Annotated in this window: 21 protein-coding genes and 2 pseudogenes; 15 read left to right on the top strand and 8 right to left on the bottom strand. The window is 38.7% G+C overall.

Annotated features, from left to right (window positions below; all coding sequences use genetic code 11):
* Positions 1-154: 154 nt before the first annotated feature.
* Positions 155-586 (top strand): nucleoside deaminase, encoded by a 432-nt coding sequence (locus H3T46_RS05420; protein ID WP_198185047.1) that lies wholly within the window; start codon positions 155-157, stop codon positions 584-586.
* An 89-nt stretch (positions 587-675) separates the two neighbouring features.
* The gene (locus tag H3T46_RS05415) at positions 676-2,229 is read left to right on the top strand and encodes a trypsin-like peptidase domain-containing protein (RefSeq protein WP_198185046.1); all 1,554 of its coding nucleotides are present in this window, start codon (positions 676-678) and stop codon (positions 2,227-2,229) included.
* Between the two features lie 143 nt (positions 2,230-2,372).
* Here H3T46_RS05415 and H3T46_RS05410 read toward each other — a convergent pair whose 3' ends face one another.
* On the bottom strand, positions 2,373-2,681 hold the full coding sequence (locus tag H3T46_RS05410; RefSeq protein ID WP_198197775.1) for a TRL-like family protein: 309 nt from the start codon (positions 2,679-2,681) through the stop codon (positions 2,373-2,375).
* 331 nt (positions 2,682-3,012) lie between these two features.
* Between H3T46_RS05410 and H3T46_RS05405 the strand changes: the two genes are divergently transcribed.
* The 4 genes from H3T46_RS05405 to H3T46_RS05390 all read left to right on the top strand — a co-directional run bounded on the left by H3T46_RS05405 (position 3,013) and on the right by H3T46_RS05390 (position 6,103).
* Positions 3,013-4,308, top strand: a complete 1,296-nt coding sequence (locus H3T46_RS05405; RefSeq protein WP_198185045.1) for a radical SAM protein — start codon at positions 3,013-3,015, stop codon at positions 4,306-4,308.
* Between the two features lie 111 nt (positions 4,309-4,419).
* A complete protein-coding gene (gene crcB / locus H3T46_RS05400) occupies positions 4,420-4,806 on the top strand; it encodes a fluoride efflux transporter CrcB (protein ID WP_110439121.1) in 387 nt (128 codons plus the stop codon).
* Positions 4,807-4,897: 91 nt separating this feature from the next.
* Complete coding sequence (locus H3T46_RS05395) at positions 4,898-5,344, top strand: META domain-containing protein (protein ID WP_122124129.1); 447 nt, start codon at positions 4,898-4,900, stop codon at positions 5,342-5,344.
* 21 nt (positions 5,345-5,365) lie between these two features.
* Entirely contained in the window at positions 5,366-6,103 is a 738-nt protein-coding gene (locus H3T46_RS05390; RefSeq protein WP_198197773.1) for a dienelactone hydrolase family protein, read from the top strand.
* Between the two features lie 62 nt (positions 6,104-6,165).
* Here H3T46_RS05390 and H3T46_RS05385 read toward each other — a convergent pair whose 3' ends face one another.
* Positions 6,166-6,408 carry a DUF3297 family protein gene (locus tag H3T46_RS05385; RefSeq protein ID WP_198185043.1) on the bottom strand — a complete coding sequence of 81 codons (243 nt, stop codon included), beginning with the start codon at positions 6,406-6,408 and terminating at the stop codon, positions 6,166-6,168.
* A 133-nt stretch (positions 6,409-6,541) separates the two neighbouring features.
* Here H3T46_RS05385 and H3T46_RS09025 point away from each other — a divergent pair, with 133 nt between their 5' ends.
* On the top strand, positions 6,542-9,907 hold the full coding sequence (locus H3T46_RS09025; protein WP_198197771.1) for a S41 family peptidase: 3,366 nt from the start codon (positions 6,542-6,544) through the stop codon (positions 9,905-9,907).
* Between the two features lie 124 nt (positions 9,908-10,031).
* On the opposite strand, the gene H3T46_RS05375 is transcribed toward H3T46_RS09025, so the two are convergent.
* Positions 10,032-10,394 carry a hypothetical protein gene (locus H3T46_RS05375; RefSeq protein WP_155568589.1) on the bottom strand — a complete coding sequence of 121 codons (363 nt, stop codon included), beginning with the start codon at positions 10,392-10,394 and terminating at the stop codon, positions 10,032-10,034.
* Positions 10,395-10,523: 129 nt separating this feature from the next.
* On the opposite strand from H3T46_RS05375, the gene H3T46_RS05370 reads away from it, so the two are divergent.
* Positions 10,524-10,889: a copper resistance protein CopC gene (locus H3T46_RS05370; RefSeq protein ID WP_155566049.1), complete on the top strand. Its 366-nt coding sequence runs from the start codon at positions 10,524-10,526 to the stop codon at positions 10,887-10,889.
* A 6-nt stretch (positions 10,890-10,895) separates the two neighbouring features.
* On the opposite strand, the gene ccmB is transcribed toward H3T46_RS05370, so the two are convergent.
* Together ccmB and ccmA are read right to left on the bottom strand one after the other, a co-directional pair.
* Entirely contained in the window at positions 10,896-11,558 is a 663-nt protein-coding gene (gene ccmB / locus H3T46_RS05365; RefSeq protein ID WP_155567394.1) for a heme exporter protein CcmB, read from the bottom strand.
* A 12-nt stretch (positions 11,559-11,570) separates the two neighbouring features.
* Positions 11,571-12,191: a heme ABC exporter ATP-binding protein CcmA gene (gene ccmA, locus H3T46_RS05360; RefSeq protein ID WP_155569684.1), complete on the bottom strand. Its 621-nt coding sequence runs from the start codon at positions 12,189-12,191 to the stop codon at positions 11,571-11,573.
* A gap of 183 nt (positions 12,192-12,374) precedes the next feature.
* Here ccmA and acnA point away from each other — a divergent pair, with 183 nt between their 5' ends.
* From acnA to rbfA, 7 genes and pseudogenes are all read left to right on the top strand, one after another.
* Positions 12,375-15,059 (top strand): aconitate hydratase AcnA, encoded by a 2,685-nt coding sequence (acnA, locus tag H3T46_RS05355; protein WP_122124122.1) that lies wholly within the window; start codon positions 12,375-12,377, stop codon positions 15,057-15,059.
* Between the two features lie 213 nt (positions 15,060-15,272).
* On the top strand, positions 15,273-15,815 hold the full coding sequence (gene rimP / locus H3T46_RS05350) for a ribosome maturation factor RimP (RefSeq protein ID WP_155566045.1): 543 nt from the start codon (positions 15,273-15,275) through the stop codon (positions 15,813-15,815).
* Positions 15,816-15,876: 61 nt separating this feature from the next.
* Positions 15,877-17,406, top strand: coding sequence for a transcription termination factor NusA (nusA, locus tag H3T46_RS05345; protein WP_155572340.1), 1,530 nt, complete (start codon positions 15,877-15,879; stop codon positions 17,404-17,406).
* Between the two features lie 92 nt (positions 17,407-17,498).
* Positions 17,499-18,083 carry an RNA-binding protein gene (locus H3T46_RS05340; protein WP_198197769.1) on the top strand — a complete coding sequence of 195 codons (585 nt, stop codon included), beginning with the start codon at positions 17,499-17,501 and terminating at the stop codon, positions 18,081-18,083.
* 59 nt (positions 18,084-18,142) lie between these two features.
* Positions 18,143-18,800: pseudogene (locus tag H3T46_RS09085) on the top strand (translation initiation factor IF-2 associated domain-containing protein); the annotation flags it as partial.
* Positions 18,801-18,985: 185 nt separating this feature from the next.
* Positions 18,986-20,962: pseudogene (infB, locus tag H3T46_RS05335) on the top strand (translation initiation factor IF-2); the annotation flags it as partial.
* The gene (gene rbfA, locus H3T46_RS05330) at positions 20,962-21,387 is read left to right on the top strand and encodes a 30S ribosome-binding factor RbfA (protein ID WP_122124118.1); all 426 of its coding nucleotides are present in this window, start codon (positions 20,962-20,964) and stop codon (positions 21,385-21,387) included. The pseudogene infB and the gene rbfA, both read left to right, overlap by 1 nt.
* A 5-nt stretch (positions 21,388-21,392) precedes the next feature.
* Here rbfA and H3T46_RS05325 read toward each other — a convergent pair whose 3' ends face one another.
* Genes H3T46_RS05325 through H3T46_RS05315 form a run of 3 tightly spaced genes read right to left on the bottom strand, consistent with a single transcriptional unit; the run spans position 21,393 to position 23,721 of the window.
* Positions 21,393-21,986 carry a membrane integrity-associated transporter subunit PqiC gene (locus tag H3T46_RS05325; RefSeq protein WP_198193545.1) on the bottom strand — a complete coding sequence of 198 codons (594 nt, stop codon included), beginning with the start codon at positions 21,984-21,986 and terminating at the stop codon, positions 21,393-21,395.
* Positions 21,983-22,933: an MlaD family protein gene (locus H3T46_RS05320; RefSeq protein WP_122124116.1), complete on the bottom strand. Its 951-nt coding sequence runs from the start codon at positions 22,931-22,933 to the stop codon at positions 21,983-21,985. The genes H3T46_RS05325 and H3T46_RS05320 overlap by 4 nt, the downstream gene beginning before the upstream one ends.
* A complete protein-coding gene (locus H3T46_RS05315; protein ID WP_155566040.1) occupies positions 22,930-23,721 on the bottom strand; it encodes an ABC transporter ATP-binding protein in 792 nt (263 codons plus the stop codon). Before H3T46_RS05315 ends, H3T46_RS05320 begins: the two co-directional genes overlap by 4 nt.
* Between the last annotated feature and the right edge of the window lie 3 nt (positions 23,722-23,724).

Here is a 23,724-nt window from a genome sequence, read left to right as displayed (position 1 = left end):
AAGTATCTTTTAACTAAAGATGAAAATAGTTCTTCTAATTGAAAGAATTGGTGATTTAGATGACATATTCTATATTCAAAATTTACTATAGAATTATAACATGTATTAATTTTAAGATATGATATCATTATATTCTAAACAATCTTACTGGAGAATGGATCAGGCTCTGCATCTTGCGAGGAAAGCATATCAGCGGGGAGAGATTCCGGTTGGAGCGCTTGTTTTGTCACCGGAAAACAAGATTGTTGCGCAGGCTTTTAATCAGGTAGAGGTGCATCAAAATCCTTTGGCGCATGCCGAAATGATCGTTTTGAAAAAAGCTTGTCTAAAAGTCAAGAGTAAACGGCTTATGGGATATAGTCTGGTCGTTACATTAGAACCCTGTCCTATGTGTGCCGCTGCTGCAATGCATGCTCGGATCGCAAGAATTGTATTTGGAGCATATGATTCAAAAGGTGGGGGAATAGAGCATGGGGCGCGTATATTTTCACACCAGCAAACGATGTATCATCCCGAAATAATAGGAGGTGTTCGGGAGCATGCCTGTCAAAAATTATTAAGAAATTTTTTTATGAATTTACGGTAAAAAATTTTTAATTTTTGCCATAATTGATCATCATATTATTTCTTAAATAATTAATTTTATGTAAAAATAAAGAAATTACGAGGAATTTTATGGATAAATATTCTAAAAAAAAGCAAACGGTTCTAGAGCTTATAAATCATGTTTGTGGAAAAAAAATTAAACAGGGTTTATTGGCTTCTTTAGTGCTGGGCAGTGCAGTCACAGGTTATAATTCAGCCCAGGCAACAGATTTGTTAAAGGATCATTCTGATGCGATCAAGCCGGTAACCTCAACGCAAAATCTGCCTAATTTTGTAAATTTAGTCAAACAGGTCAAACCTGCTGTTGTATCCATTACTTCACGGGTTGTTGTCGGAGACAATGATGATTCAATGATGGGAAATGGATTTCCCAATGGCGATGATAATATGAATCCGTTTCCGTTTCCTTTTCCCTTTCCCATGTTTCCACAACAAATGCCCAAGCAGGTGGCTGAGGCACGTGGATCAGGATTTATCATTTCGCCTGATGGTTATATCGTAACCAATAATCATGTTGTTAAAGGGGCGAAGAAAATAACGATTGCCCTGGAGACTGGTGCGAAATATCAGGCAAAAATTATTGGAAGGGATTCAAAAACAGATTTGGCGTTGTTAAAAATCCAGTCTGAAAAATCTTTGCCATTTATCCAGCTTGGAGATTCAAATGGTATTGAGCCTGGTGAATGGGTAATTGCAGTTGGAGATCCATATGGTTTGGGGGGTACCGTTACCGCAGGGATTGTATCTGCCCGGGGAAGGGATATCGGTGATACTCCTTACGATTCCTTTATCCAGGTTGATGCTCCAATCAATCGTGGAAATTCGGGAGGACCTCTTTTTTCTCAAGATGGTAAGGTTATCGGTGTTAATACAGCAATTTTATCTCCTTCAGGAGGATCAATCGGTATCGGGTTTGCCATTCCATCAAATACGGTGAAAAATGTCGTTACTCAATTGGAAAAGACAGGACATGTTACCCGTGGTTATTTAGGGGTTATGGGCCAGATGATCACACCTTCAATGGTGAAAATGTTAAAATTGCCTCCCTCTGAGCATGGTATTCCACCGAAAGGAGTTTTGATTGCATCTGTTGCAAACAATAGTCCTGCTGAAAAGGCCCAATTGAAGGTTGGGGACGTCATTCTTTCTTTGAATGATAAAAAGGTTGAAAATCCGAGGGATCTTGCCAATCAGGTTGCGGCTATTACTCCAAATACAATGATTGATCTGAATATTTTGCGAAATGGCACGCGGAAAGTTGTAAAGGTTCAGGTAGGTAATCTAAACGAGGATACCAAGAGTAAAAAAACACCAGCGCCTGCTCCTGGCAGTTTGGGTGTCTCCTTATCATTATTAACCCCTGAAATAAGGCAACAGGCTGGTATTGATGAAAAAATCAAGGGGGTAATTGTTACCTCGATTAAAAACGATTCCCCAGCTGATCATGCCGGATTGCAGAACGGTGATGTCATTGTATCCGTTAATAACCAAGATGTTGATAAACCGGAAATGGCGAACCGGTTGATTAGTTCATCTCTAAAAACAGACAAAACTGTTTTATTGAGGATTTTAAGAGATGGCCAGTCCATATTTATCGCTGTCACACTCGGAGATAATGATTAAATCGCAATGATTGTCAGCAAATTAAAAGTGATCGCAAAGTGTTGTTTCTTATTTATAAAGCGAAAAAAACACTTTTTAGAAATTGTTTATATTAATAATTCATAAACAACTTCCAAAAAAGTTAATTATTTATATAAAGGAAGTTATTCCCCTTTTATATTGACACAGGTTTTTCCATAAAAAGGGAAAATACCTGTGGTTTTATAATCAACAGAAGAAACTTTTGTTATGCCTGCCTTCTTTTTGGCAGAATCAATTGATGCATCCCCGCTTGCAACAATACCTAGTAGATTGTGGGCACAACTTGCGCCTTTTTTTGAGGTGACAGTGTGATCAGTTGCTGAAATAGGGCCTTGTACATTACTGATTAAAGCTAGTCCCACGGGTGATTTACCACCCGCACATCCGGCTAGTAATCCCGTGGTTGCTAGTAAAAAAAACAGTTTTTTCATTATAAATCCAATAATATATTAAAATAAGTACTAAAATATGTAATTATCTATCAATAAATTAATTACGGGTTTTTAATAGCGGTTCTTTTATTGAATTTCAATCATAAATATTGCATATTATAAATGTAAACATTATGAAATTATTACTGGTTTTGTACAGGATTGATCAATCAAATTGAAGATCATATATAACCGTTCATGAAATTTTATAAATAATTTATTGTTTTTTATGGCTCACCAATTTTATTTCTGTACAAATATATTTTATTTATCGTAATTTTTTCGAATATGTATTATATAAAGCCAGCCTTCATTTTTATGAATCTGCATAATGTATAATATTTCTAAAAAACTATTAAAGAAATTAAAATCCTTATTTACAGTTCATGAGCCTTTTATAGGATTTGTAGATGAATTGAGTGATTCATATGCATATGGTTGGGTATGCAATCAGGATTTTCCTAATCAGCGTTTGATTTGTGAAGCAATTTTGCAGAAGACAAATGAAATACTGGTCTCTTCTGTAGCTGATAAATTGCATTATGAAACGATTAAAGAAATTGGAGATGGGAGCTGTTATTATGCATTCTATATGAAATTCCCACGTGTACTCAGTGTGAAAGAGCATGAAAATGTTGTTATTCGAGTAAAAAATTCAAATTATAAAATACCTTTTGCATCAAATATTAGATTGGAATTTCAACCATTTGTACATATGGCAATGGATATTGTTAATAATTGTAACTTACGCTGCCCATTCTGTTTGTATGATTATACCTCGACAAATAAAACATATTTTATGAGTGAAGAGGTTATAGAGTCAGCTTTACGTTTTTTGCCTTATATTCGGAACAGTGAATTTTGGTTTTCATGTCTGCATGAACCTACTCTTCATCCCAAATTAAAGGATTATATAGAGAAGGTTCCTGAAATTTATAGAAATAAAATTTTTTTTACAACTAATCTGGCCAAGAGAATGTCAGATCAGTTTTTTAATTGGCTTGTTAATTCCGGGATAGATCATATCAATATTTCTCTTGAATCCTTTGATTCTGTAATTTATGAACAATTGAGAAAAGGTGCCAAACAATATGTTTTTTTGGAAAATATGGAGAAGTTGAAAAAAGCGGTCCTGACATCTGTTCATCCAATTAGAATACAATTTATAGTCATGGCATATCAGTCTAACTTGAAAGAATTGCCAGATTTATTTAATAGGCTTGTTAAGGATTATAATGCTTCTAAAGTGGAAATTCGCAATACATTCGATACCCCTTATCTTTCAAAGGATTTCAAAGAGAGAGAATTTTTAAATGATAGTGATTGGGTGAATTTAAGAAGGTTGTGTAAGACCTTGCCAAATAATGACAAGTTATTTTTTTTACAGGATCTTCAGGTTGAAGAGGCAGATCAAAGGAAAATATCAGTAAACAGATTTGTCGGTCAATTTATGCTTAGATTATCATGGGATGGTCATCTAAAGGTATTTGTTGAGGCCTATTCAAATATACAGGGAAAAAAAGTGGAGAGAAATATCTTTGAAACTAATATAAAAGATATTATTAATATTCATGATTTTTATGATCAGTTAATTGAAATAAGTAATAATATGATAATAAAAAAATAAATTATATCAATTTGATGAATAGTTTTATTTATGATTATCAAATTATTATTAATATTTTGAATGATTTATTTATAGGATTGATTCAATAAATTGTATGAACAAGGTAAATGAATGATCAATTCAATTATGATGGTCAGTATAGGTGGGGCCTTGGGCTGTCTGTTGCGCTGGTGGTTGGGGATTGCCTTGAACGCTTTTTTTCCTTATTTGCCCCTTGGAACTTTGGCTGCCAATTGTCTTGCTGGTTATTTTATTGGTATTGCCGTGGCAATTTTTGTGGTAATTCCAGTCCTGCTACCATGGCGCCTCTTCATTATTACGGGTTTTTTGGGTGGTTTATCAACCTTTTCATCTTTTTCTGCAGAAGTTGTTCTTTCCATGCAAGAAGGGCGTTTTATGTGGGCAGGAATTATAGTGTTTACGCATCTTATTTGTTCAATAGGATTGACCATTCTCGGAATTGCAACGGTTTATATGATGAGATCTTGTTTTCATTGATTGTTTTGCATTCATTTTGTTTACTTCAACTCATTCGTATGATTAGGTAGATTTACTTGAATGGGAAAGCGCAATAGAAGGATAAATTTAAATGAAAAAAATTATTGTAATGATTTTCGGTATGGGGTTATTGGGGGCAGGAATAAATTCAGCTTTTGCCCAAGATTCAAAAAGTAAAGCTCCTTTTGATGAATCAATATGGCGTGTTGAACATTTAAGTCATCAAAAAACATTTATTAAATCCTATCAAAATGATCAGAAATTCACATATTTAAGTTTTAATCCTTATACACATCGAATTAATGGAAGTGGTTTATGTAATAAATTTCTTGGATTTTTTCAAAACAATGGAAACCAAATTACAATCAGTAAAATTGAACGTCAGCAAAATACCTGTTTGGATCCCCAGGTTAATGCGCAGGATGAATTTTTCTTTGACAAGTTAAAATTGGTTAAATCAGTTTCCATTGGTGGAAAATATCTAAGGTTGCTTGATGAAAATAATAAGATATTAATAACCGCAAAATATTTTAAATAATGATAACAAAAGGATGAATGGGTGATTATTTATTCGAATGAGGCAGAGGATCTTAACACGCCAACAGGCTTGATGCGTTGTCATATTTTCCGACCTGTCAAAGAGGGAAAATATACGGCGATCATATTTTACTCCGAAATTTATCAGGTAACTCAGCCAATTCGTCGTTTGGCATCTTATATAGCGGGGCAGGGTTATATTGTTATTGTTCCAGAAGTCTATCATGAATATGAAAATCCAGGTGTTGCCTTGGAATATGATAAGGAAGGGACGGATCGGGGTAACTGTTTGAAATTTGAAAAACCTGTTTCAGCTTATGATTCCGATACGACGTCAGTTATTGAATGGTTAAAAACCTATCCTTATTCTAATGGCAAGATTGGATCAATGGGGGTATGTCTAGGAGGGCATTTAGCGTTAAGAGCTGCCCTGAATCCTGAAATATCAGCAGCTGTCTGTTTTTATGCCACCAATGTGCATGATGCCACCCTTGGTAAGGGGCAAAGGGATGATACCTTGAAACGATTTAAGGATATCAAGGGAAAGGTTATGTTTACGTGGGGCAAACAGGATCCCCATATCCCTTTTGCGGGTCGGCAATTGATTCGTGAAGCCCTGGAAAAAGCAGAGGTTCAGTACGAATGGCATGAATTCAATGCCCAGCACGCTTTTTTAAGGGATGAAGGGCCACGCTATGATCCCGCCCTGTTTCAAACCTGTATGGGGCTTGTCATTCGGTTTTTAAGGGATTCTTTTTAGATTGCTGTCGATAAAGTAACGTATGAATGATATTTAAATTTACGTTACTTTAATTTTTAATATTATTTTTCCTCTTTGAGGTATGCCTCAACGGGGCCGTTGAGTTTCATGCTCATGGGCTTGCCACTGCGTGTCAATGTATTGCCGATGGATACCTTGACCCATTGTTCGCTCAGACAATATTCAATAACATTATCTTTTTCCACTCCTTTAAAGCGAATACCAACTCCACGGTTTAAAAGCTCTTCATTATAGTATGGGCTTTGTGGATCGGCAGAAAGGCGATCGGGAAGCACGTCTGACATTTTTAGGTTTCCTTGTTGTGATTTTAGCGATAAGTTTTTAACTTATTACAAAAAAATGATTCGGCCTGACAAGCAATTTTGCTATTGAAGATTTTAATGGCTGAAAAGGGCATGAACAGATGGAGATAATAAAGTGCGTGGATTTGGCATGAACAGATGGAATAGGTTGTTAGTAAATACGATATTGTTTCATGTCGGAATGATCGGTTGTGCAGGAACTTTTTTTCCAGGTCTTGCCCAGGAAAGTCAAACTTTAAACAATCAAGTTCTCATGCGTTATCCAACTTTACATGGGAATAAAATTGTTTTTTCGGCACGGGGTAATCTTTGGCAGGTTTCAAAATCAGGTGGAACGGCCGTTCGGTTGACTTCCGAACAGGGTGAGGATTTGATGCCGAGATTTTCACCGGATGGTCAATGGCTAGCTTTTACAGGAAGCTATCAAGGCAATAGAGACGTCTATCTCATGCCCGCTGCGGGTGGAGAGGTCAAACGATTAACCTATCATTCTGACATTGTTGCTTCTGCACCGGAACGTTGGGGGCCTGATAATATGGTTGTCACCTGGACACCGGATTCGAAATCAATCGTATTTTTATCTCGTCGCAATGCGTGGAACAGCTGGATGAGTTTGCCTTTTTCCGTATCCATAAAAGGTGGTCTGCCAAAAGCGCTTCCCCTGGATCGTTCTGGATTTTTAAGTTATGATTGTGATGGAAAAAAAATTGCTTATACCCGTATCTATCGTGATTTTCGAACCTGGAAACGTTATGATGGTGGTCTGGCACAGGATATTTATATTTATGATTTTGATACAAAAAAACTGGAACAAATAACTCATTGGAAAGGCACAGATACCATTCCGATGTGGTATCAGGACAAAATTTATTTTTTATCTGACAGGGATGCCAATCGACGCGTTAATTTATGGGTTTATGACAAAACGACAGGAAAAAAACGCCAGGTAACGCATTTTACCGATTATGATATTGATTTTCCGTCATTGGGTGATCAAGGCATTGTCTTTCAACAGGGCGGTCATTTATACGTGCTTGATCTTCCATCGGAGCACCTGCATGAAATCCATGTTATTGTACCGGATGATGGTATAAAAATCATGCGTCGTCATGTGTCTTTGACTGATGATGTACGTAAAACTGATTCTGCCCAACAACCTGATTTCTCGATTGCTCCAAATGGAAAACGGGCCGCTTTTGCCGCAAGGGGAAATATATTCACCGTTCCTGTTGAAAATGGAGCTATCCGAAATTTGATTAATGCAAGTAATGTAGATGCAGATCATCCCGTCTGGTCACCGGATGGGAAATGGATCGCCTATACAACAGATAGTGATGGTGAACAGAATATTGCCGTTCGTCCATCTCTGGGGGGTGCCGAACGGCTTTTAACCCATTTCAAGTCAGGTTATTATTATGCTCCGCATTTTTCTCCGGATGGAAAACAGCTTGCCTTTTCAGATGGCAACCATAATTTATGGACAGTTGATTTTGAGGGTAAATCCGTAAAAAAAATTGCTACCGATATTCATGCGGAAATACATGATTTTAGTTTTTCTCCTGACAGTCATTGGTTGGTTTATAGTTTAACGCAATCCAATCAGCAACGGGCAATTTGGGCTTATAACTTTGCTACGAATAAGATTGTTCAGCTAACATCCGGAAACAATAATGATTATTTGCCATTATTTTCTGCTGATGGAAAATATTTATATTTTGTTTCCAATCGTCATGAAAATACTGTTTTTGCTGACAATGAAATGAACGCCCTGACGGTTAAAAGCGCGGGAATATATGTGGCAACCCTACGGGTTGCAACCCCATCCTTATTCGCCCCTCGTTCTGATGAGGGAATTGTAGATAAAGATAGGGTTATAAGAGAGAAGGATGGAAAAACGATCTCTTCAATTCAGATCGATGAAAAAGGATTGGAAGATCGAATTGTTCCCCTACCAATTGAAGGTGGCATGATTACAGATATGCAGATTGCAGGGGATAAGGTTTATTACTTGATGAGTCCTCCACAAACGATTTCTAGTGAATTTCCGGGTGAAAAACCTGCGTTGCATATTTATGACGTTAAACAGAGAAAAGATACCATAATTGAACAGGGTATTCAGAATTATAGTCTTTCGTATGACGGTCAGAAATTTTTATATAACAAGAATAATCGGTGGGTTATTAGTGACGCCAAGGAAAAACATACGGAAGATAAATCATTAAAGCTTGAATCCTTAACAAGTTTTGTCATTCCGTCTGAAGAGTGGCGGGAAATGTTTGATAATGCCTGGCGTTTACAGCGTGATCTTTTCGTTAATCCTCAAATGAATGGACAGAACTGGCATGAAATTCATGATCGTTATGCCAAATTATTGCCATTGGCTGGATCAAGATCGGATATCAATTATCTTATTGGTCAGATGGTTGGAGAAATCGGTAATTCACATACATATGTTGGAGGTGGAGATCAACAGAATTTGACAAAAAAAGTTCCCACAGTCTTATTGGGGGTTGACTTTGCCTATGATGCACAGAAGCAGCGTTATTATTTGGCAAAAATATATTCCGGAGATAATAGCCGCAAAGCCTATCGCAGTCCTTTATCTGAACCAGGATTTAATATTCATGCAGGTGATTATCTGTTAACGGTAAATGGTCAAGAGGTAAAGAGTGATACCAACCCTTACCGGTTTTTTGTCGGGCTCGAAAATCCTGTCCAACTCTCTTTTGAGGATCGGCAATCAAAAGCCGTGAAAAATGTAACAGTCAATACGATTAAAAGTGAACTGTCATTAAGAGAGAAAGACTGGATTGAACATAATCGTCGACTGGTTGATCGTTTATCAGGTGGGAAAATAGCCTATATCTATCTTTCAGATATGGAAGAGCTTGGATTGCAGCAGTTTATCCGTCAGTTTTATGCCCAGCTGGATAGACAGGCAGTTATTATTGATGATCGCTGGAACGGTGGCGGTTTTATCGATGAAATTCTTCTTGAGCGTTTGAGGAGAATCTTGGTGGGAATGACCACAAACCGTGAAAAAATGGCGCATTCCTTGCCTGAACAGTTGATTGTTGGACCTAAGGTCACGTTAATCAACCAGTATTCTGCATCTGATGGTGATATCTTTCCTTATTATTTTCGTAAATATGGTTTGGGTAAACTGATTGGCAAGCGAACCTGGGGTGGCGTACGTGGTATTCGCGGTTTTTGGCCGCTTAGGGATGGAGGATATATTACTATTCCAGAAGAAAGCTTGTATGGATTACAATCAGAATGGATTATTGAAAATCACGGGGTCGATCCAGATATTGAAATTGAGAATACTCCAGATGAATTACAGCATGGGCATGATAGACAATTGGAAACGGCAATAGATTATTTGCTAAAAGAGTTAAGGGATCATCCTGTATCTATGCCTCAGTCTCCTTCCTGGAAAACCGCTTATCCTGAGAACGGTATCCCCTTTAACAGGAAATAGGGTTCAAACTGTATGGTATCTTAATATAAGCCATACAGTTATCATTTTTAGAGTTTATATAAGCAGTAAGAAGAGATAACAGCCGTCACATTGATTTTTGAACATTCAAAATGTTGAAAGATCGTTAGTCTTTTAAAAAAGTTTGATGCAGTTTAATAATCTGGTATCCGGAAGCCAAAGTACAATGATCCAATTTTTTACCTTGTTGTACGGGACATTGATACCAATGATAATTTTTATAAAATAACCCATAACCATCTTCTATATTGCAGGATTTTTCTAAACTACCTGCAACTATTGGACATTTTTTATATATATTTTGTTTATTTATGAAAAAATAACCATCAGCAGGGGCGCAGTTGATAGTAACAACACCATTTTCCAGCCAGCATCGTTTATATTGGGCGACAGCTTTACAGGTAAACAGGATATTTAGGCTAATTCCAGCAATTATGGTTACAGCCAAAGAGCGCAGATGAAAGATCATTTATCTTTCCAGTTGAGATTAATAGGTAAGTGATCGCAGTCATTATTGTAAGGACTGGTTTTAACCATTTTATAGGGCTATAGTTTTTTTTGAAAGATTTGAAAGAATAAATTTAAAAGGGCTTTCAAAATGAGTAAAAAACAAAATAAATTAATTTTTATGGCCTGCTGCACTGCCTTGTTATTATCGACTGGTACAGCTAAAGCAATCGGTTTAAAGTTTTCCAATCCTCAGCCACATCAGAAAATTAAGGCCGGGAATCAAGAAATTCATTTGGTTTATGACCATGAATTTGATCCTTTCCGCAGTCGTTTGTTGTTGATAAATCAATCTGGACAACCTGATTTGATTCCCGCAACAACCGCTTTAAATCACAGGGAAGTTAAAACATCATATCCGTTAAAAGCGGGGCAATATATCTTGCAATGGCATGTTTGGAATTGGAAAGGGGAGGAAAGTACAGGTGAAATTCCTTTTGAGGCTGTTAATCCCTGATTTTGTTCATTCTATTGCCAATCGTAAACCTGCCCCAGCAGCAAGTGGGCAAAAAGGTAGAGCAATAGCAAAACATGCCCCGAGTAATTGAAGATTGGGTAGGAATGCGAGATTATTTAATTTTGCATCAATAAGCATGGTGCCAAAAATAAGGACGGGGGTTAACAAGGGAAAAGTTAATAAAGGGAGCAAAAAAGAGTTTTTCTTGGCTCCAAGGGCAATAGAATTTGTCATTCCCCCAACAAGAGATTGACAGGCGGTTCCAAGTGAAAGGCTGATAATAAAAATGGGCAGGATTGATATGGGCAAGTTATATAAAATTGTTAAGGGGATACTGGCGCAGAGAAGAGGGATCCCTGTACATAACCAGTGACCTGTCATTTTGGTGAAAGCCAAGGTAGAGGGAGATATTCCAAGCAAAAAAAATTGATCCAGGGACCCATCCTCATAATCTTGCTGGAATATGCGTTCCATAGGCAACAAAGCGGCCAACAGGGCGCAAACCCACAAAATGGCAGGGGCTATTTGCTGAAGTCTTTGAGGTTCTGGTCCAAGCGCAAGCGGGAAAAGAGTCGCTGTCAAAATAAAAAACAAGATTGTTCCAACGGTATCACTGGCATGCCGGAAAGAAAGCAATATTTCTCGTTGTAAAAGAAGAATGAAAGGCATGGGAATGATATCTTAATGTAAGGAAGGGAGTGAAAGATTAAGAGATCTTGCGTTGATCAACGGAAGATCTGTATGTGTACTGACTAAAATCATGCCACCATTTTTTTGAAAAGAGGCAAATATTTCAGCAAGATTGATCATGTTTTCTCTATCCAATCCAACGGTTGGTTCATCTAGCAACCAAATTGTTGCAGGTTTAAGCAAAATGCGGGCCAAGGCTGTGCGACGTTTTTGACCAGCGGATAATAATCGAACGGGAGTATCAATTAAATGGTATAAATTAAATTTTTTCAAACAATCGTGAAGATTGGTTTTGTAAAATTTTGAATATAACTGCAGGTTCTCTCTCACAGTCATAATCGGTTTTAAGGCGTTTGAATGACCCAACCAAGCAATAGTTTGAAGATAATTTTCATAAATTTCATGATGTTCAAAGATATTTCTGGAGTTCCATAAAACATTGCCTGAATCTGGTTTTCTGAACCCTGCGAGAATTCTTAATAACGTACTTTTGCCAACGCCATTTGGACCATGGATACAGAGACTTTCCCCTGCAGATAGAGAAAAATTGATATTGTTCAGGACCAGTTTTTCATTTCGAAATGTGGTTAGATTGACAATAGATACGGTCATGAAAAGGGTTTCAAAAATGATTTTAAGTTACAAAAGTACACTGTTTAGTGAAATTGTAAAAGCCCATGAATAATTGCTTTTATGATATTCAAGATATAATAAGTATAGTGTAATTGGCGAGATAACAAATATAAAATGTTGTTTATACACGATTATCTAACGACATAATTTAAGGATATCATTATGAAACTGATTGGTCAGGATAATTTAAAAACATGTAAAACGTTGGAAGTCGATGGAAAAACCTATCATTATTTTTCACTGGTTGAAGCAGAGAAAAAATTGGGTAATTTTCGTCGTTTACCAAATACCTTAAAAGTATTGCTGGAAAATGTTTTACGCTTTGAAAATGGTCAATCTTTTACGGTAGACAATGCCAAGGCAATTATAGAATGGCAAAAGAATCATCATAGCCAGTCCGAAGTGCCTTTTCGTCCTTCCCGTATTTTGATGCAGGATTTTACAGGGGTTCCAGCTGTTGTCGATTTGGCTGCCATGCGTGAAGGAATGACCCAGTTAAAAGGTGATCCGCAAAAGGTTAATCCACTAATTCCAGTAAATCTGGTGATTGATCATTCTGTAATGGTCGATAAATTTGGATCTGATGCGGCACTGAAAGAAAATATAACGCTTGAATTTGAACGAAACGCTGAGCGGTATGCTTTCCTTCGTTGGGGACAAGAAGCGTTCAAAGGTTTTTCCGTTGTTCCACCTGATACTGGAATTTGTCATCAGGTTAATTTGGAACATATTGCCAAGGTTGTTTGGCTTCGTGATGAAGATGGAAAAACCTATGCCTATCCAGACACTCTTTTTGGAACAGATTCTCATACAACAATGGTCAACGGATTGGGTGTTCTTGGCTGGGGTGTTGGAGGTATCGAAGCTGAAGCAGCCATGTTGGGGCAACCGATTACAATGTTAATACCGGATGTTATCGGCTTCCGGTTAACAGGAAAATTGGCAAAGGGTGTAACTGCAACAGATCTTGTTCTGACAATTACACAGATGTTACGTAAGAAGGGTGTTGTTGGCAAGTTTGTTGAATTTTATGGTCCGGCTTTGGATCATTTACCACTTTATACACGAGCTACAATTGCAAACATGGCACCTGAATATGGTGCAACATGTGGGTTTTTCCCGGTTGACCAGCAAGCTTTGGATTACCTCAAATTAACCGGTCGTGACGATCATCAGATTAAGTTGGTGGAAGCTTACCTTAAAGCACAGGGTATGTTCCGTGAAGCGAATGCGGAAGAACCAGAATTTACTGATACTTTGGAACTGGATATTGGTAACGTTGTTCCCTCTATTTCAGGACCTCGTCGTCCACAAGATCGTATCAGCCTCAGCGATGCAACCTCTGCATTCGTCAAAGAGCTGTCTTCAGGATTCCATGTTGAAGGTAAAGATCAAGATGCCGCTTGTGCTGTTGCCGGTAAAGATTTCAAACTCGAACATGGTTCAGTTGTAATTGCGGCAATTACTTCATGCACCAATACCTCTAATACGGAAGTGATGATTGCTGCTGGTTTATTGGCAAAAAAAGCACACGCTTTGGGATTGAAGCGGAAGCCTTGGGTTAAAACGTCTCTTGCACCTGGTTCAAAAGTTGTTACTGAATATTTGGAAAAGGCCGGGTTAATTCCATCTCTTGATGCGCTTGGATTCAATATTGTTGGATATGGTTGTACAACCTGTATCGGAAATTCTGGTCCTCTGGCACCAGAAATTGTTGACACTATCGAAAATAACAATTTGGTGGCAACAGCAGTTCTTTCGGGAAACCGTAACTTTGAGGGACGTATTTCTCCAAACGTTCGCGCAAACTATCTGGCAAGTCCACCGTTGGTAGTCGCTTATGCTTTATTGGGAACCTTGCGTAAGGATATTACAAAGGATCCTATTGGTGTTTCCAAGGATGGTAAGGAAATTTATCTACATGATATTTGGCCTTCAACAGAGGAAATCAAAGAGGTAATGGCAGCAGCGATTACGCGTGAAGAATTCCGTAAGGGATATGATAATATCAGTAAAGGTACGGTTGAATGGCAGAGATTGGCTGTGGCAACTGGATCTCAGACTTATGATTGGGATTCAAAATCAACCTATGTTCGTAATCCTCCCTATTTTGAAGGAATGAAGCAGCATCCTGAAGCCCGTCATGATATTAAAGGGGCAAGAATATTGGCGTTATTAGGGGATAATGTTACAACAGATCATATATCTCCAGCTGGTTCCATTCGTAAAGATTCCCCTGCTGGCAGATATTTGACTGAACATGGAGTCAGGGTGGAGGACTTTAACTCGTATGGTTCACGTCGTGGTAATCATGAGGTCATGATGCGTGGCACTTTTGCCAATATCCGTATTCGTAATGAAATGGTTCCAGGAGTTGAAGGTGGATATAGCAAGCATTATCCTGATGGTAAGGAAGGGGCAATCTATGATGTTGCCATGGAATACCAAAAAGAAAATACACCATTGGTTGTTTTTGGCGGTAAAGAATACGGAATGGGTTCCTCCCGTGACTGGGCGGCAAAAGGTACGACGTTGTTGGGAGTAAAAGCCGTTATTGCTGAAAGTTTTGAACGTATTCATCGTTCTAATCTTGTTGGAATGGGTGTATTGCCACTCTTATTTGAAGAGGGTACAACACGTAAAACGTTGGGATTGAAGGGTGATGAAAAAATCGATATTTTGGGTATCGAAACTTTAAAACCGCGTCAAAAAATGATTATGAGAATAACTCGCAATGATGGTTCACATCAGGATATTCCTGTGATCTGTCGTGTTGATACACAAGAAGAGGTAGAATATTATCGTAATGGTGGCATTTTGCCTTATGTTCTCAGACTAATGGCCTAAGTCTTAAAATCTGTTTTAAAGTGTAAGTGACCTGTTTATTTGTTAAACAGGTCACTTTTCATTTGTAATATATCCAAACATAACGTGTCATTATCATGGAATTATAAATATTTGGATTTGTTACTTGTAAAGCATTTATAAGATTGTTAAATTAATACAAAATTGTCTTCCGTTAGATGTGGGGGGTGGCCTTAGTCGGCCGCCTTTTTTATTTTGGAATCCGTAGAAAATATTTCTGATGTACGTATTGAACAACGTGTTATCGCTTTGATTGAACCCATTTTGATTAATATGGGATATGAGTTGGTTAGAGTGGCTTTGTTGGGCAAACAAGCTTTGACCTTACAGATTATGGTGGATCGGGCTGATGGTAGTCTGATTAATGTTGAGGATTGTGAACAGATCAGTCACGCTGTAAGTGCTGTAATGGATGTTCATGATCCTATGGAAGGTGCCTGGACATTGGAGGTTTCCTCCGCCGGAATCGATCGTCCCTTGGTGCGCGTAAAAGATTGGAACCGTTTTGCGGGTCATCTTGCCAAAGTGGAAATGATGATTCCAATTGAAGGCAGAAGACGGTTTTCCGGGATTGCCCTGGGAGCGGATGAACAGAATGCGCGTATGCGTTTAGATACAGGTTCTGAAATTGAATTGCCTTTATCAGAAATACGCAAGGCTAAATTGGTGCTGACTGATTCTTTAATTGATGCATGCAGTCATATGGTCAATGCTTTATCTGGGTCGGAAACCGAATAAAGTATAAGTGAAAATAAAATCAAAACCGGTTTAATCCGGTACAATAGATTGTGAGGTTAAAATGGATACGTCTGTTGCTCGTCCTGAATTGTTATTGGTTGCTGATGCTGTTGCACGTGAAAAAGCCATTAGCCGGGAAGAGATTCTCGAAGCGATGGAACAGGCCATTCAAAAGGCTGGACGCGCTAAATATGGTCATGAAAAAGACATTCGTGCGATAATTGATCGTAAGACGGGAGAGGTGCGCCTTTCCCGATGGACAGAAGTCGTGGAGGAAGTTGAAAATGAGGCTTCACAAATTCCATATAAAATTGCGCTCAAGATACAGCCTGATATTAAGATTGGTGAATATCTTATTGATCCATTGCCACCCATAGATTTTGGCCGTATCGCTGCACAGACTGCAAAGCAGGTTATCGTGCAACGTGTTCGTGAATGTGAACGGAATCGTCAATATGAGGATTTTAAGGACCGTATTGGTGAAATTGTGAATGGAACAGTGAAACGAACTGAATATGGTAATCTGTTGGTGGAAATTGGTAGTGTCGAAGCTTTGTTAAGGCGTGATGAATTGATTCCAAGAGAAAACTTTCGGAATTCAGAGCGTGTAAGAGCCTATATTTGTGATGTCCGTAAGGAGCCACGTGGTCCACAGATCTTTTTATCTAGGACGCACCCCGCATTTTTGGCGAAATTGTTTGCACAAGAAGTGCCTGAAATCTATGATGGTATTATCGAGATTAAGGCAGTCGCCAGAGATCCGGGTTCTCGAGCGAAAATGGCTGTTATTTCAAAAGACAGTACCATTGATCCTGTTGGTGCTTGTGTTGGAGTCAGGGGGTCTCGTGTACAAGCTGTAGTACAGGAATTGCAAGGGGAAAAAATTGATATCATTCCTTGGAGCGGTCAGGCGGCCACCTTTGTCGTGAATGCCTTGGCACCGGCGGAAGTTACAAAAGTTGTCATGGATGAGGAAGCTGGGCGTGTGGAGGTTGTGGTTCCAGATGATCAATTGAGTTTAGCTATTGGACGTCGTGGACAAAATGTTCGTTTGGCCAGTCAATTGACACGATGGGACATTGATATTCTGACCGAAACAGAAGAATCAGATCGTAGACAAGAAGAATTCCGTCGCAGATCCGCTATTTTTGCCGAAGAGCTGGATGTTGATGATGTGATTGCCGGCCTGTTGGTTACAGAAGGTTTTCATACTATTGAGGAGCTTGCTTTTGCCGATCCCCAGGAATTGGCTGAAATTGAAGGTTTTGATGCAAATATCGCGCAAGAGCTTGTCCAGAGGGCAGAAGAATGTTTGGAAAAACAACATCGTTCTCTGGATGAGAAAAGGCAGGCTCTTGGGGTTTCGGATGAGCTTGTGGAACTTGATTGCTTTACACAACAAATGTTGATCTTATTGGGTGAAAAAGGGGTGAAAACGCTCGATGATTTAGCTGACCTTGCCAGTGATGAACTGATCGAGATTCTTGGTGCAGATGCAATTGATGAAGAAACAGCCAATGCAATTATTATGCAGGCTAGAGAACATTGGTTTGAAGAAGAGGGAAGCGAGGAAAGTCAAGATAAAGAATAAAATTTGATAATGATATTTAAATGATTAGGCTTCATGGGAGGCCTAATCATTTTGATTTATTATTTTCTTTTAATTTTGAATAGTTTACGCTAATGAATAAAAGGCCTGATAGCTCGGCGAATCGTCAACGTTTCTGTGTGGTTACAAGGGAAAGAGATGATCCTGAAAATTTAATTCGTTTTGTTTTGTCGCCAGATGGATATATTGTTCCAGATTTGACAGAACGGCTTCCTGGAAGAGGGATGTGGTTAAAAGCCGATAAAAATATCATACATAAGGCGATAGCAATGCGTTCGTTCTCACGTGCAATGCAATGTCAGGTTACGGTTCCGGAAAATTTGGTGTCAATAATTAGGGATGGTTTGCGGAATAAAATTAAGGATACATTTGGTTTTGCGAGACGTGCTGGACAGATTACGTACGGTTTTGTAAAAGTAAGAGAAAAGATTTCTCAGAATATTGCTGGATTGATTATACAGGCTATAGATGGTAGTGAAGAAGAAAAAAAGCGTATATTATCAGGAACGGGTCTTTTACCTGTCATGGCAGTTTTTACGGCAAAAGAATTAGGAATGATTTTTGGTCGAGAATATATAGTTCATGCAGCAATTTACAAGGGACCGTTTGTAAAACAAATTCTTTTTGATAATAAACGGTTATCAGGAATAATAAATTAGGGTATAAATCGATGGAATAAGTCAACCCATCGAAAATGGATTTAAGAACAGGCAGGTATATGAGCGAAGGCAACGATCAAGAACAAGGACAGGGTAAAAAACGTTTATCTTTACGTTCATCAGTAAAAAGGGACGTGGGGCAGACTGTCGATGCCGGATCTATTAGGCAAAGTTTTAGCCATGGACGCAGCAAGGTTGTCCAGGTTGAAGTACGTAAAAAGCGTAGTGCGCCTGGCAGTAAGGAAAAACAGGTTAATAGTGTCCGTAAACCTGCGGCAAAAAAAGCATCTGCTGGTTCGAGTAAACGCTCCTTGACAGCTGCAGAATTAGCCATCAGACAGCGTGTTCTGGAAGAACAAAAGCTTGAACAGCAGCGTAAAAATCTTGAACGTCAAGAACAGGAAAAAATATCTATTCTTTCAGAAGCGGAGAGATTACGTAAAAAACAGGAAGAAGAGAAAGTTCTAGCCAAGGCTCAGGCAGAGGCTGAAAAGGCTGCGCAGGAAGAAGGCAAAGAAACTGTTGAGCAGGGAAAAATTGCTGTATCTGAGACAGAAGAAGAATCTAAAAAAACTATAAAATCCAAAAAAACGAAAACTGCATCTGAACCTCCATTACGTCGGGTCAAGGTTTCCAAGGTTCCTATTCCTGGTGAAATTACCTTGGCACCAGAACCTGTTCCTGTGGAACCTTTGGCAAAAAGGGCTATTTTGCCTGAAAAACCTGTGGTAAGTGAGTCTGTTAAGAATGGAGAATCCGTTTCTGGTAAAACCTCAGTAAAAAATTCAAGTGAATCTGTTCTTAATGTCAAAACATCTGAAAAAGACGGAAAAATAAATAAGAAATCTGTTGAATCTTTACGCAGGATTAATGTTCAGGATGATATGGATTCTGATGAAGGGGAAGGTCGTCGTGGTTCATCCCGTCGTGGAAGCGGTGTAAATCGTAAAAGCAGTAGTCGAAACAAGGGGGATGGTCGACGTTCTGGTAAAATAGATATTCAGGCAGCGATTGAGGGCGAGGATGATAATAAAGTTCGTTCATTGGCTTCGGTACGTCGTCAAAGAGAACGTGAACGCCGTCAAGCAGAGTTGGAGAAATTACGTACGGATCAGGTAAAGGTTGTTCGTGATGTCACTCTTCCAGAAACAATTACCGTACAAGAACTTGCCAATCGTATGGCGACACGCCAAGGAGTCGTTATTAAAGCCCTGATGAAAATGGGTGTGATGGCAACAGTTAATCAGTCATTGGATGCAGACACGGCCGAATTGATTATCGAGGAATTTGGTCATCGTGTGCATAGGGTTGCCGATAGTGATGTTGAACTTGGTATTGAAGGTGTAGAGGATAAGGATGAGGATAAATTGCCTCGTCCACCTGTTGTAGCGGTGATGGGACATGTTGATCATGGTAAAACCTCTTTGCTGGATGCTCTGCGGACAACGGATATTGCGCATAAGGAGGCTGGTGGGATTACCCAGCATATTGGTGCCTATCAGGTTAGAATGCAGTCAGGTGCTAAAATCACCTTTTTAGATACGCCTGGTCATGAGGCATTCACGGCGATGCGTTCCAGGGGAGCGTCAGTGACAGATATCGTGGTGCTTGTTGTTGCTGCGGATGATGGGGTCATGCCTCAGACAATTGAGGCAATTAAACATGCTAAAGCTGCAAATGTTCCAATTATTGTCGCCATTAATAAATGTGATTTACCTGGAGCCAATTCTGACCGTGTAAGACAGGAGCTTTTGAATCATGAAATCGTCGTTGAGAAAATGGGGGGTGATACTCAGGATGTTGAAGTTTCGGCTAAAAAACATATCGGTTTGGACAAACTGGAAGAAGCAATCATTTTGCTGGCTGAATTGTTGGAATTAAAAGCAAACCCGAATAGAGTGGCAGAGGGTGCTGTTATTGAAAGCCGTTTGGACAAGGGACGTGGACCTGTTGCGACTTTATTGGTTCAGAAAGGAACCTTGAATAAAGGAGATGTTATTGTCGCTGGTTCTGAATGGGGTCGTGTTCGTGCGATGCTGGATGATAAAAGCAAGAATATGAAAAAAGCTGGACCTTCCACACCCGTAGAGCTTTTGGGTTTAACGGGTGTACCTCGTGCTGGTGAGCCTTTTGTTGTTGTGGATAATGAAAGTAAAGCTCGTGAAATTTCTGAATTTAGGCAACGTAAGGCTCGTGAAAAACAGGCGGCGGTTAGAATGGCTGCACGTGGAACCTTGGATCAGATGCTTGCGCGTATTCAAGCAAATGAGCAAAAAGAAATTGCTGTCTTAATCAAGGCTGATGTTCAGGGATCTGCTGAGGCTATTCAGGCAACAGTTCAGAAACTTGAACATGAGGAAATTAAAGTTCGCGTTTTATCCGCAACAGTTGGTCAGATTACGGAAAGTGATGTTCAACTTGCCAAAGCATCACAGGCTATCATTATCGCTTTTAATGTAAGGGCAACAACGCAGGCTAGAGAACTTGCACAGCATGAAGGTGTTGATATTCATTATTATTCAATTATTTATCAGGTGGTTGATGATATTGAACAGATTATTAAAGGACGTATTGCACCAAAACAGCGTGAGAAATTCTTAGGTTATGCAGAAATTCGTAAAGTCTTTACCATCAGTAAAACTGGTAAGGTTGCAGGATGTTACGTAACACAGGGTGTGGTCCGTCGAGGCTGCGGTGTTCGGTTGTTGCGTGATAATGTTGTTATTCATCAGGGTAATTTAAGCCAGCTTAAACGTTTCAAGGATGATGTCAAAGAAGTGGCACATGATTATGAATGTGGACTTTCTTTTTCAGGATACAATGACTTGCGAGAGGGAGACGTTGTTGAATGTTATGAAATTGAAACAGTACAGGCTTGATGGATAAATTTATAGTAACTGGGAAGGATTTTTTGAAAAAGGATTCAAAAGGCCCTTCTCAACGGCAATTGCGCGTTGCTGAAGAAATCAGGCATATTTTGGCAGATTTATTCATCCGGATCGAATTTCGTGTGCCTGAACTTCAGGGACAGAAATTTACAGTAACGGAAGTGCGCATGACGCCTGATTTGCGTCATGCAATTGTATATATTTCTCACTTAGGGAAAAGTGATGTAGGGGATTTTTTACCTGCATTAAAACGAGTTGCACCTTATTTGAGAAATCAGCTATCACAAAAAATTAGACTTAAATTTTTACCTGATTTGAGATTTCAGCCTGATACAACTTTGGACTATGCAGCTAAGATTGATGCAGTGCTGAATAGTCCGGAAGTTTTGAGAGACCTTGAAAAAGAAAATCAATAATCAAGTTAGTACAAAGGATTTTTACTGATTTGATTAACCAGTTGGATTAATAGAGCCTGTTCTATTTTGATTACATCACTGTCAGAAGCAATGGAACCCGATGCAAAAAAGGTTCCTTTTTGTTTGTTGATGGGTAGATGTTCATTTCTGGGAATAATGGACCAATCAGCTTCCAAGATTGCTGAGCCATTTTGATTCCCCAGATTTTGTACATCCAAGTGGCTGATATTGATCAGGATCTGACTTGTTGGCATACCAACCTGTCTTTGATTGGTTATGAATAGAGTTGGATTTTTTATGGATAGCAAATGTGTAACATAATCGGTTACGGCAACGGATAAAACGCTACTCATTCTTCCGTTGACACTATGATGAAGACTGCTGTTTTCTCGGGTAACAATATCGGTTGTGTCAAGGTAATCCGGTACTGTGATCGGTGTAATGATAATAGTGGGGGAAGTTTCAGAATATTGTGTAATTTTGTTTGTCGACTGATTTATAATATTTTCATTGAAAGTGTAATATTTAAGAGGGGGAGCACTGCATCCCCCGAGAATAAATAAGGTAATTAATGAGGATAAAGCGATGAATTTATTCATTGTTTTCGACCAATCAGTAATAATTTAGGATTACGTTCTATTTCCCGCGAAAATCCTCGAAGTGAAGTGGAAGCATCAGCAAGGTTCTTCAGAATAATTTCAAGATTGTTTCGTGAAGGTGAACGGGATGAGGTAAGCGTTTTCACATTATCAATCATTTCTGATGCTGATGACACGGCTTTGTTTGAATTGTTTAATAAAATGTGAAGCTCTTTTCCGCGTGAACGAAGTTGGACATCTCCATCAACAAGCAATTTATTAAAGTTCTTCAATAAACCATCTATGTTTTTGTTGATATGAGTCACCAGAATATTTGTACTATCTGATGTTTTCTTGACGCTATTAATAAGATCAGGAGTTTGTTTGTTTAAAGTTTCGGCAAGTTGTCCTATTTTTTGTGCAGTGTCATTTAGGTTTCTGGAAAGTTGTTCAAGTTGTAGATTCATTAATTCGGATTTGATTTTTTGAAACGTAGAGGGACGGGAAGGTATTTCTGTAAGATTTTTTGCAATCACAGGATGAAAGTGAGGGGCATTCTGCAAATCAAAATCAAGAAAAATATTGGACGTACCGGTAACGAAACTTTCTGTGCTAATTTCTGCACAAAGTCCATTTTCTATCATTTTTTCCAATAGTTTTTTAAAATTATTATATTTATATCCTATGCGGATTTTTCTGGGATCAATATTGATTACTACAGGGATATATGCTTTGTGACTGCCTTGATCGAATTGGAGATTAATGGAATCAACGGTTCCTACCTGTACTCCTCTGAACGTAACAGGCGCTCCAATGGATAATCCTGATATTGAGCTTGGAAAAACGATTATGGCATGCTCTTTTTTTGAAAAAAGATTAAAATTACTGAAAAAAATAACAGCACAAAGAGCAAGAATTATTCCTCCCAATACAAAAGCCCCGATTGTGGTTTGTTTATTAATGGTCATCTTTGTTCTTCTTTCTCTTCTGCATTTTCATAACGTTGTCTATGCATAAAATCGTATACCAATTGACAGGATGGATGATCGTGCATTTCTTGTGGTGAACCATGGGCAAGGGGTGTCTTTGATTCCGCGTCAAGGAATATACCATCATCTGCAATTGTAAATAAACTTGATAATTCGTGACTGACTATGATGATTGTGCTTCCCAATCCATTTCGTAAGGTGAGAATTAAATCATCAAGTCTCTTAGAAGTGATGGGATCAAGTCCGGCTGAGGGTTCATCAAAAAATAGGATTTCTGGATCAAGGGCAAGAGCTCTAGCCAAGCCACACCGTTTTCTCATTCCTCCGCTTAATTCAGAGGGATACAGGTTAATGGCATATTCCATTCCAACCAGCCCCAGTTTTAATTCTACCAATCGATGAATCATTTCTGGAGAAAGGTTGGTAAAAAGTTGCAATGGAAGTGCAACATTTTCACCTACTGTCATAGAGCTCCATAGAGCAGCATTTTGAAACAAAATACCAAAATTATGCGCGATTTTTATGCGATGTTTTCTCGAAACTCTCCAGTAATTTTCATTCTTGACAAGATAATCACCCGCTATTGGTTCTAAAAGCCCTATCATGGATTTAAGAAGTGTACTTTTTCCACATCCACTACCACCCATTAGGGCAAAAATGCTGCCTTGCTTAACGTCAAAATTAATGTTTTTCTGGATAACCTTTGTACCGTAACCAATGGTGAGATTTTTAACGGATAGAAGTATATTGCTGGATTGGTTGCTCATTAT

The sequence above is a fragment of the Commensalibacter sp. M0133 genome, assembly GCF_016101485.1.
GTDB lineage: Bacteria > Pseudomonadota > Alphaproteobacteria > Acetobacterales > Acetobacteraceae > Commensalibacter > Commensalibacter melissae.
Note: the sequence above shows the minus strand (reverse complement) of the source record. Positions and strands in the feature narration are given on the sequence as shown.

Excerpts from the sequence above, each read along its gene's own strand:
- H3T46_RS05420 (WP_198185047.1), top strand. The coding sequence starts at position 155 with ATGGATCAGGCTCTGCATCTTGCGAGGAAAGCATATCAGCGGGGAGAG.
- H3T46_RS05415 (WP_198185046.1), top strand. The coding sequence starts at position 676 with ATGGATAAATATTCTAAAAAAAAGCAAACGGTTCTAGAGCTTATAAAT.
- H3T46_RS05410 (WP_198197775.1), bottom strand. The coding sequence starts at position 2,681 with ATGAAAAAACTGTTTTTTTTACTAGCAACCACGGGATTACTAGCCGGA.
- H3T46_RS05405 (WP_198185045.1), top strand. The coding sequence starts at position 3,013 with ATGTATAATATTTCTAAAAAACTATTAAAGAAATTAAAATCCTTATTT.
- crcB (WP_110439121.1), top strand. The coding sequence starts at position 4,420 with ATGATCAATTCAATTATGATGGTCAGTATAGGTGGGGCCTTGGGCTGT.
- H3T46_RS05395 (WP_122124129.1), top strand. The coding sequence starts at position 4,898 with ATGAAAAAAATTATTGTAATGATTTTCGGTATGGGGTTATTGGGGGCA.
- H3T46_RS05385 (WP_198185043.1), bottom strand. The coding sequence starts at position 6,408 with ATGTCAGACGTGCTTCCCGATCGCCTTTCTGCCGATCCACAAAGCCCA.
- H3T46_RS05375 (WP_155568589.1), bottom strand. The coding sequence starts at position 10,394 with ATGATCTTTCATCTGCGCTCTTTGGCTGTAACCATAATTGCTGGAATT.
- H3T46_RS05370 (WP_155566049.1), top strand. The coding sequence starts at position 10,524 with ATGAGTAAAAAACAAAATAAATTAATTTTTATGGCCTGCTGCACTGCC.
- ccmB (WP_155567394.1), bottom strand. The coding sequence starts at position 11,558 with ATGCCTTTCATTCTTCTTTTACAACGAGAAATATTGCTTTCTTTCCGG.
- ccmA (WP_155569684.1), bottom strand. The coding sequence starts at position 12,191 with ATGACCGTATCTATTGTCAATCTAACCACATTTCGAAATGAAAAACTG.
- acnA (WP_122124122.1), top strand. The coding sequence starts at position 12,375 with ATGAAACTGATTGGTCAGGATAATTTAAAAACATGTAAAACGTTGGAA.
- nusA (WP_155572340.1), top strand. The coding sequence starts at position 15,877 with ATGGATACGTCTGTTGCTCGTCCTGAATTGTTATTGGTTGCTGATGCT.
- H3T46_RS05340 (WP_198197769.1), top strand. The coding sequence starts at position 17,499 with ATGAATAAAAGGCCTGATAGCTCGGCGAATCGTCAACGTTTCTGTGTG.
- rbfA (WP_122124118.1), top strand. The coding sequence starts at position 20,962 with ATGGATAAATTTATAGTAACTGGGAAGGATTTTTTGAAAAAGGATTCA.
- H3T46_RS05325 (WP_198193545.1), bottom strand. The coding sequence starts at position 21,986 with ATGAATAAATTCATCGCTTTATCCTCATTAATTACCTTATTTATTCTC.
- H3T46_RS05320 (WP_122124116.1), bottom strand. The coding sequence starts at position 22,933 with ATGACCATTAATAAACAAACCACAATCGGGGCTTTTGTATTGGGAGGA.
- H3T46_RS05315 (WP_155566040.1), bottom strand. The coding sequence starts at position 23,721 with ATGAGCAACCAATCCAGCAATATACTTCTATCCGTTAAAAATCTCACC.